The 7098-nt window shown below is 52.9% G+C and carries 8 protein-coding genes; 4 read left to right on the top strand and 4 right to left on the bottom strand.

Annotated features, from left to right (window positions below; all coding sequences use genetic code 11):
* Window positions 1–196: 196 nt before the first annotated feature.
* Window positions 197–733 (bottom strand): non-heme ferritin, encoded by a 537-nt coding sequence (gene ftnA / locus ACRCZA_RS00310; protein ID WP_438672496.1) that lies wholly within the window; start codon window positions 731–733, stop codon window positions 197–199.
* A gap of 569 nt (window positions 734–1302) precedes the next feature.
* On the opposite strand from ftnA, the gene moeA reads away from it, so the two are divergent.
* From moeA to ACRCZA_RS00295, 3 genes are all read left to right on the top strand, one after another.
* On the top strand, window positions 1303–2556 hold the full coding sequence (moeA, locus tag ACRCZA_RS00305; protein WP_438672495.1) for a molybdopterin molybdotransferase MoeA: 1254 nt from the start codon (window positions 1303–1305) through the stop codon (window positions 2554–2556).
* Window positions 2557–2565: 9 nt separating this feature from the next.
* A complete protein-coding gene (gene moeB / locus ACRCZA_RS00300; protein ID WP_438672497.1) occupies window positions 2566–3327 on the top strand; it encodes a molybdopterin-synthase adenylyltransferase MoeB in 762 nt (253 codons plus the stop codon).
* A gap of 111 nt (window positions 3328–3438) precedes the next feature.
* On the top strand, window positions 3439–3726 hold the full coding sequence (locus ACRCZA_RS00295) for a putative hemolysin (RefSeq protein ID WP_438672494.1): 288 nt from the start codon (window positions 3439–3441) through the stop codon (window positions 3724–3726).
* Window positions 3727–3913: 187 nt separating this feature from the next.
* Here ACRCZA_RS00295 and rlmF read toward each other — a convergent pair whose 3' ends face one another.
* Together rlmF and ACRCZA_RS00285 are read right to left on the bottom strand one after the other, a co-directional pair.
* Complete coding sequence (gene rlmF / locus ACRCZA_RS00290; RefSeq protein WP_438672493.1) at window positions 3914–5125, bottom strand: 23S rRNA (adenine(1618)-N(6))-methyltransferase RlmF; 1212 nt, start codon at window positions 5123–5125, stop codon at window positions 3914–3916.
* A 122-nt stretch (window positions 5126–5247) separates the two neighbouring features.
* Window positions 5248–5664 (bottom strand): flagellar basal body-associated protein FliL, encoded by a 417-nt coding sequence (locus ACRCZA_RS00285; RefSeq protein ID WP_438672492.1) that lies wholly within the window; start codon window positions 5662–5664, stop codon window positions 5248–5250.
* A gap of 117 nt (window positions 5665–5781) precedes the next feature.
* Here ACRCZA_RS00285 and ACRCZA_RS00280 point away from each other — a divergent pair, with 117 nt between their 5' ends.
* Window positions 5782–6375, top strand: coding sequence for a chorismate--pyruvate lyase family protein (locus ACRCZA_RS00280; RefSeq protein ID WP_438672491.1), 594 nt, complete (start codon window positions 5782–5784; stop codon window positions 6373–6375).
* A 73-nt stretch (window positions 6376–6448) separates the two neighbouring features.
* Here the strand turns inward: ACRCZA_RS00280 and ACRCZA_RS00275 are convergent, their stop codons facing one another.
* Entirely contained in the window at window positions 6449–7042 is a 594-nt protein-coding gene (locus tag ACRCZA_RS00275) for a YhgN family NAAT transporter (RefSeq protein ID WP_438672490.1), read from the bottom strand.
* Window positions 7043–7098: the final 56 nt, after the last annotated feature.

Below are 7098 nucleotides of genomic sequence, written 5' to 3'. Positions count from 1 at the left end.
AAATGACGAGGGGTAATACCGCCGCTAACTGGCGCTCCTTGGCATAAGGTCTACCTGGCACCCCTTGATGTCAGACACTAAAAAAGCAGCCGAAGCTGCTTTTTTGCTGGCGATTTAGCGGACCGTGTTAGCTGCGCATTCACCCAACACGGCGCCCCCTACGCCCCGATACCCACGCCAAGCGACGCCTAAGGCATTAGGTCGGCGTCTGGCTTTGGCCGTTCATAATGCTCTCGCCGCCCTTAGTGGCCAATTTAGCAAGATCTTTATCAATAAAGAACAATGCCTTGCCATCTTCACCCACTAAACGGATTTTATCGACAATCGACTTAAACAGCTTTTCTTCTTCATGCTGCTCAGCAACATACCACTGTAAAAAGTTAAAGGTTGAATAGTCCTGATTCGCAAAGGCAGTATGGGCAAGCGCATTGATTTGTCTGGTGATCTGCTGCTCGTGCTCATAGGTCATTTCGAATAATGCGAGCAAAGATGCAAACTGCGACTGCGGCGCCTCGATGGCTCCGAGCAACGGTAAGCCCCCCGTCTCACTCACATAGGTAAACAGACGGCGCATGTGGCCCATTTCTTCATCGGCATGTTCGCGCATAAATTTTGCTGCGCCTTCAAAGCCTTGATCCTCACACCATGCGCTCATTTGCAGATATAAATTGGAGGAAAAGAATTCCATATTAATTTGTTCATTCAATTTGTCGATCATGGCAGCTGACAACATAGTCAATCCTCTTTGGCCGGCTTACAAAAGTCTAGATTGCCATTGTCATCAACCCCTGCCATAAATGCAACAATATTTACCCAAGCCTAATTAGCTAACATAATGATTCATAATTAAAAATGATTATCAGTTGCCCTCAACTCAGCCTGAATACACTGCGCTGGCGGTTCGGGCAAGATAACGCGAGCAAAGCCCGCTTGCGAAAACGCCCTTATCAGCTAACCTAGGCTCAGCGCCTTAGCGCCTCAGTTATGCGACAAGCACTCATCCATAAAACTGCTTGGCCTATCACATAAACGTCCATGCAAATCATAGCCATCACCGGCTTGCATGGCATAATATGGGCAGCCATGGGCAGCGCTGCCGTTCCCGCGTACGATTAAGCTGCCGTTATGCCGCCGAGGATTAAGGCATTTGCTTTACGTTACCTAAGCCCGATTAACGCCGGCACTTAGCATTGCCGCTGCAGACATTGCTGCAGACTAAGTTGAGATAACCCCGAGCTTGGGCAAACATGCCGCCACACCCTAAGCATGCTTGCCCCAGCCAGCGCACATAAGGAAGATCCGATGTCCCCTCACGCAACCCCGAGCGCACCGCCAAGTTTACTGCATCCCGATCAGGCTATTGCGCTATTACTCGCCAAGGTCAGCCCTGTTGCAGATACCGAAGTCGTCCTGTTATCCGACGCCTTCGATCGCGTGCTCGCCGAGGATTTGGCCTCTCATATTGACCTGCCCCCCTTTGATAATTCCTCAATGGATGGCTACGCCTTACGCTTTGCCGATTTGGAACCAACGCAGCAACAGTCGCGCCTGCAGCTTATCGGCAACGCCTTTGCCGGCCACGGTTTTACCGGCAAAGCCCAGCCCCACAGTTGTGTCCGCATTATGACTGGCGCACCCGTGCCTGCGGGCTATGACACAGTGCAAATGCAGGAAGAAACTCACGCCCAAGGGGAGTGGATCACCATTAATCACCCCAAAGGCGTCGGTGCGAATGTCCGCCGCCGAGGGGAAGAATTACACCAAGGCACAAAAGTGCTCAATGCGGGCACCCAGATTGGTGCCGCCGAACTTGGGGTATTAGCGACGATAGGCATTAGCCAAGTACGCGTGTATCGCCGCTTAAAGGTTGCCTTTTTTTCCACTGGCGATGAGCTGCGCCCCGTCGGCAGCGAGTTAGCCCCCGGGCAGATTTACGACTCCAACCGCTATGCCATCCAAGGATTATTGCGCCGCGCTGGCGTTGAGTCGCTCGATTTAGGCGTGATTGCCGACGATCCCGAGGCCATCCGCCACGCTTTTCGCACCGCAGCCAGCCAAGCGGATATGGTATTAACCTCGGGCGGGGTCTCGGTCGGTGACGCCGATTTCACCAAGCAAATCCTCGAAGAAGAGGGACAAATTGACTTTTGGAAGTTGGCCATCAAGCCCGGCAAACCCTTTGCAATGGGGCGCATTGGCAAGGCCGTATTTTGCGGTTTACCGGGCAACCCAGTGTCGTCCATGGTGACGTTTTATAAGCTGGTGTGGCCCATTTTAAACAAAATGCAAGGCCTAACCCCAACTGCGCCGCTGCTTGTGAATGCCAGCCTCACCACTCCTGTGCGTAAACACCCGGGGCGAGTCGAGTATCAACGAGGCATACTCACGCGCAACGCTCAAGGCGAGCTTAAGGTGGCCATTACCGGCAGCCAAGGCTCGGGCATGTTGACGTCGATGAGTCTGGCCAACTGCTTTGTGATCCTCGCTCAAGAGCAAGGCGATACCCCTGCGGGAGCTACAGTGACCGTCGAACCCTTTAATTCTGTACTCTGCTAGGTGGCGATGATGACAACCCAACCCGATATCCTCAGCGATGCTGAACTATTACGATACAGCCGCCAGATCTCCATCAAGGCGATGGACATTGATGGCCAAGAGCGGCTAAAGCTGGCCAACGTCCTGATGATAGGGGCTGGCGGCTTAGGTTGCGCCGCCGGGCAATATTTAACGGTTGCAGGCATTGGCGCGCTCACCCTCGTGGATTTTGATACGGTGGAGCTCTCTAACCTGCAACGCCAAGTCTTGCATCAGGATGCCAATATCGGCCAAGCCAAGGTCGACTCGGCCAAGGAGAGCCTGAGCCTGCTCAATCCCCATATCAAGATCACCACTATCAATGCGGTTTTAGATGACCACGAGCTTGATGAGCTAGTCGCGCGCCACAGCATAGTGCTTGATTGCACTGATAATATCAGCGTACGCGAGCAACTTAACCAAAGCTGCTTTACCCATAAAGTGCCACTGATTTCCGCTGCCGCCATTCGTATGGAAGGCACTGTCACAGTATTTGATTATCGCGAGGCCAGCCCTTGCTATCACTGCTATAGCGCCTTGTTTGGTGAGCAGCAGCTCAGCTGCGTCGAATCCGGGATTTTGGCGCCGGTGGTTGGGATGATAGGTTGCTTACAGGCGGTTGAAGCGATTAAAGTGATTGCGGGGATAGGGCAATCTTTAGCCGGACGCATCTTAATGGTCGATGCGATGACTATGGAGTTTAGGGAGATGAAACTTCCCAAGCAGCCCCACTGTAAGGTCTGCGGTAGCTAACGCTCCCCAACGCGTGACTGCGCAAAGGGCGAATGCCAAAGGCTAAAACGCTAAAAAACGCAAACAACCAATCCACACCCACTCGGCAGCAATGGCAAAGAGGAATCTAGGATGAAATTAGTCTCTATCGCACTACTCAGCGGCGTTATCTGCAGCCTACTCACAGGCTGCGACAACAGTGCCAATAGCCCTAGCTCAACCAGCACTCCAGCGGCAACCGACGCCCCCGCAGTGCAGCTGGCAAATCCTGCGGCCACCTATTGTGCCAGCCTCGGTGGCCGCTCAGAAATACGCAAGAGTGCCGAGGGTGAACAAGGCATTTGCACGCTGCCAAACGGTGAGCAACACGATGAATGGGAGCTCTTTCGCCGCGACCACCCACAGCACAATCCCAACTAGCAGACATCACAAGTAAAGCGCTTTACTGCAGCGCTTTACTCTGGTGAGCCTTATGATGGCGAGTCATGCCGTGGTGAGCTTTGTGGGAGTTTGTTGGAATTCGCTTTACTGGTGTGAGCTTTACTAGTGTTAGCTTTGCTGGGCTAAACATGAGTGCAAGCAGCCTTGCTACCCTCCAAGGCGAAGGCTACTTGGCGCCTAAAAACTCACGGCGCCACTGCTGCCGTTTGCTAGGAGAGAGAAAACTCCAAGCCAGTACCCGCGTGATTTTATTGCCCTGATGCATCTCAATGGTCTTAACCGTATCGACCGCCAATTTGCCAAGGGCTTGATAACAGGGCCGCAGGTTTTCCTGCTTGGAGACTAAGCTCGTAAACCAGAGGCATTGCGACGCAAACCCTTGGCTTTGGGCGATCATCCTCGCCAAAAACTGCCGCTCGCCCCCCTCGCACCATAACTCAGCAGCCTGCCCGCCAAAGTTAAGTGCGGCGTTGTTAAGCTCTGCCTTGGCCAAATTAGCGGGATTGAGCTCAGCTTGAGCGCGCCGCGCAAACGGGCGCGGCGCCTGCCCACGGTTAAACTGTAAATTACGCAGCTTACGCGAGGCCCCTGCGCTCGCCTCGGCTAAAGAAGCATGAAACGGCGGATTACACAGGGTCAGGGCAAAGTGCTCATTCGGCTGAATTATCCCGTTAAAGATGGAGCGCTCATCCTGCTGATGCCGTAAGTTAATCTGCCCTTGCAGCAAAGGGTTACGCTCAATAATCTGGGCAACATTGGCAAGAGACTCCCGATTAATGTCTGCAGCCACAAACTGCCAGCCGTACACTCTGCTGCCTAAAATGGGATAGATACCATTCGCTCCGGTACCAATATCAAGCACGTTGACCCGCGTCGGCGTCAACAACTCATCCCCCTCCCCAAGTAGATCCGCCAAATAATGCAGATAATCCACTCGGCCGGGGATCGGTGGGCACAGCGCGCCCTTTGGAATATCCCAATGCACCACGCCATAATGATGTTTCAGCAGGGCAGCATTAAGGGCTTTAACCGCCTTAGCATCGGCAAAATCTATCGATAGCTCCCCATAGGGTGTCGGCCGAACCCACAGCTTAAGTTCGGGATACGCGGCGATTAATGCTGGAAAATCATAACCATTCACGTGCGCATTGCGCGGATGCAGCGCTTTTTTTACCCCAACCTTGCCTTTTGGCCGAGAAGCAGCCGATGTTGGCACGGCGGCCTTAGGGGCGCTTGCTTTGATGATTGTTGCTTTAGGGGCTTTAGTTTTGGGGGCTTTAGCTTTGAGCACATTGGCCGAGCGCGGCCCTTGCTGGCGACTGGCGGCCGCGCGCGCAGCAGACGGTTTACGGGCAGGTTTTGCAGTAGATGTTGGCATAATCACTCGAATCCCTCGGGGTGGCAAACCGCCCCGGGCGCGGTAAAGAAGGCAAAAAGTGGAGCGCTAAGGCTGGGGGCACACTTGCCGCAAATCGGCGGCAGCATTTGGCTATCAGCCCATTAATCGTAAAGGTATGACGTAAATAGCAAGTTAACTATCAGTGATCTACCCACTTCTTGGGCAATCAAATTATTCAGCCGCTCAAAGCATTCTCGGCGAATTTCTTCCCGGCCTGCGAGTGATTTAACTTTTTCTTCCGGCTGATTACCTAATACCTCGATAATGGCGGCGCGCAGCAAGGGATCATGCCGCTCGATCAGCAGCAGATCATCGGTGGTTTTCACCATCACTTCGACACCTATTTTCACAAAGCCAAGTTTTTTACGGTTGGAGATATAATTGGTCACTATCTCGGGTTCAAAACCGTAGTAAGCATACTCTACCTTGGCAGCTGGGGGCGTCGCTGTCTTATCGGCCGCGTAGCTATTAAAGATAAATCCCAACAAAATCAGGCAGACTGATAGACATTTTTTCATAGCGTTCTAGAACTCCCGCAAACTAAAAGTGGATAATGACACAAGCTTTCGAAGCTATCTGCTACCGACGCAACATGGTAGACTGCCAACGTTTGCCGATATTGTAACGAGTATTGAATGAATGTGACCAGCTTAAGCTTTCCCTATGGCGAATCAATTCAATGGTTTTGCAGCCAAAACACCGAAAAACTGCCTCCCGTGCCCCTCAAAAACTGGTTACTGGCCACCGGGAGTTTGACTCAAAGACTCAAATCCTGCTGCACTCAGTTTGATGTCATCGTGCTAGGCGAAGGGAAGCAGCAGCCACTTGCGGGTGAATATGCGCCCGAAGATACAGTGTGGATCCGCGAAGTCTTGCTCTGCCTTGATACTGTTCCTTGGGTATTTGCCCGAACCCTCATTCCCCAAGCACTCTTGTCTGAGCGACAAGCCGATTTTCTTGGGCTCGGTAATCGCCCCCTCGGTGAGTTGTTATTCAATCAAGGGCTATTTACCCCCGGAAAAATGGAAGTGGCCAGCTTTAGCCATGCCGGTCGCCTCGCGCAGTTGGCGGCAAGCTTACAGCAACCGGTGACACACACCCTCTGGGGGCGGCGGCGCTATTTTCACCATGGTGCCCACGAAATGCTCGTCAGCGAAGTGTTTCTTCCCGCCGCCGAGCGAGCCATTCAGGCCATGGCGGTAAGCGCCGCGAGTCAGCCACCGCCATAGCGGGGCTAACGGGCAACGCGCTCATGCTGTTAGCCGGTTATCCGCACTGGCGCAGGAGACCGCGCCGTGGCACTTAGCTAGCGGTTTTCATGTAGTTAGATACGCCATCAAGGAACATTTGCACCGAGATCATCACCAACACCATCCCCATTAAACGCTCGACGGCAGTTAAGCCTTTTTCCCCCAGCATGCGGGTAAAAAGCTTGTAGAACATGAGGATAACCGCGCTAACCCCCCAGGCCGACACTAAAGCGATGGTCCAATCGCCCATGCGGCTACTGTCGGTGTGGGCCAGCAGGATCAAGGCCGCGAGGATGGATGGCCCAGCCATGAGCGGGATGGCCATCGGCACAATAAAAGGCTCTTCGCCTGCCGCCAAACCCGCCACGCCACCGGGCTGCGGGAAAATCATCCGAATGGCGATCAGGAATAAAATAATCCCACCCGCAATACTCACAGATTCCGAGCGCAGATTTAAGAAACTTAAGATCGCCTCGCCGGCATATAAAAATGCCAGCATAATCACCAGCGCAAACAGCAGCTCACGGATCAGCACCTTACGGCGCTTTTTGGGATCGATATGCCGCAAAATTGCCGCAAAAATCGGCAGATTGCCCAAAGGATCCATGATCAAAAACAACATTACCGCAGCAGAAAATATATCCATTTAAACTTATCAACACCTAAGCCAACATAAGCCCATATTGTATAACCTTTTTCTGC

Source organism: Shewanella sp., assembly GCF_051658185.1.
In the GTDB taxonomy this organism is placed as follows: domain Bacteria; phylum Pseudomonadota; class Gammaproteobacteria; order Enterobacterales; family Shewanellaceae; genus Shewanella.
Note: the sequence above shows the minus strand (reverse complement) of the source record. Positions and strands in the feature narration are given on the sequence as shown.

Bases quoted from the DNA above. Each gene is read 5' to 3' on its own strand.
- ftnA (WP_438672496.1), bottom strand. From the start codon at position 733: ATGTTGTCAGCTGCCATGATCGACAAATTGAATGAACAAATTAATATG.
- moeA (WP_438672495.1), top strand. From the start codon at position 1,303: ATGTCCCCTCACGCAACCCCGAGCGCACCGCCAAGTTTACTGCATCCC.
- moeB (WP_438672497.1), top strand. From the start codon at position 2,566: ATGACAACCCAACCCGATATCCTCAGCGATGCTGAACTATTACGATAC.
- ACRCZA_RS00295 (WP_438672494.1), top strand. From the start codon at position 3,439: ATGAAATTAGTCTCTATCGCACTACTCAGCGGCGTTATCTGCAGCCTA.
- rlmF (WP_438672493.1), bottom strand. From the start codon at position 5,125: ATGCCAACATCTACTGCAAAACCTGCCCGTAAACCGTCTGCTGCGCGC.
- ACRCZA_RS00285 (WP_438672492.1), bottom strand. From the start codon at position 5,664: ATGAAAAAATGTCTATCAGTCTGCCTGATTTTGTTGGGATTTATCTTT.
- ACRCZA_RS00280 (WP_438672491.1), top strand. From the start codon at position 5,782: ATGAATGTGACCAGCTTAAGCTTTCCCTATGGCGAATCAATTCAATGG.
- ACRCZA_RS00275 (WP_438672490.1), bottom strand. From the start codon at position 7,042: ATGGATATATTTTCTGCTGCGGTAATGTTGTTTTTGATCATGGATCCT.